This window comes from Mycolicibacterium agri (genome assembly GCF_002553505.1).
In the GTDB taxonomy this organism is placed as follows: domain Bacteria; phylum Actinomycetota; class Actinomycetes; order Mycobacteriales; family Mycobacteriaceae; genus Mycobacterium; species Mycobacterium agri.
Genome location: NZ_PDCP01000251.1, coordinates 1 through 526, shown reverse-complemented (window position 1 = coordinate 526; position 526 = coordinate 1). Strand labels below are relative to the sequence as shown.

The following is a 526-nucleotide window of genomic DNA, read 5'->3' as shown; positions in this document are numbered from 1 at the left end:
AGTGCCGAGCGCACCATCGGTGCGTCGAGATGACACTCGCCCCCGAAACCATTGGAGGTGTTGATCAACGCCACCGCAGCGCCGAGGCCCTCGAGGCGGTCGGCATCGATACTGGTTTCGATGTCGCCCTCCACGATGCCGATACGCAGCCGCGACCGCAGCCGCAGCAGCGTCTCACGCAGCAGCATGGTCTTGCCCGCACCGGGTGACGACATCAGGTTGATCGCCGTCACGGCGGCGTGGTCGAAGTCGCCACGGTTCGCTGCAGCCGTCTGATCGTTCTCAGCGAAGATGCGCTCGAGCACGACGACCCGGTCGGATTCGGTGCCATAGCCTGAGTGATCGCCGTGACCGCCCGAAGGCACTGCGTCGACACGACGCTGCTCACGATGGTGATCGTGTCCGTGTCCGTGCTCATGATCGTGTCCGTGCTCATGATCGTGGTCACGGTCGTGGCGGTGGAAGCGGCCCATCTGTCACACCTCTTCGAGTTCCAGTGAAGTTACGAGGAATTCGTCGCCGGACA

General features: G+C 63.5%; 2 protein-coding genes. One reads left to right on the top strand and one right to left on the bottom strand.

All coding sequences use genetic code 11. The annotated features are described in order from the left end of the window. On the bottom strand, window positions 1-365 hold a 365-nt coding region (locus tag CQY20_RS34050), incomplete at its 3' end, for a GTP-binding protein (protein ID WP_272938851.1). Here CQY20_RS34050 and CQY20_RS35870 point away from each other — a divergent pair. Next, complete coding sequence (locus tag CQY20_RS35870; protein WP_234816551.1) at window positions 339-500, top strand: hypothetical protein; 162 nt, start codon at window positions 339-341, stop codon at window positions 498-500. The genes CQY20_RS34050 and CQY20_RS35870 overlap by 27 nt on opposite strands. Window positions 501-526: the final 26 nt, after the last annotated feature.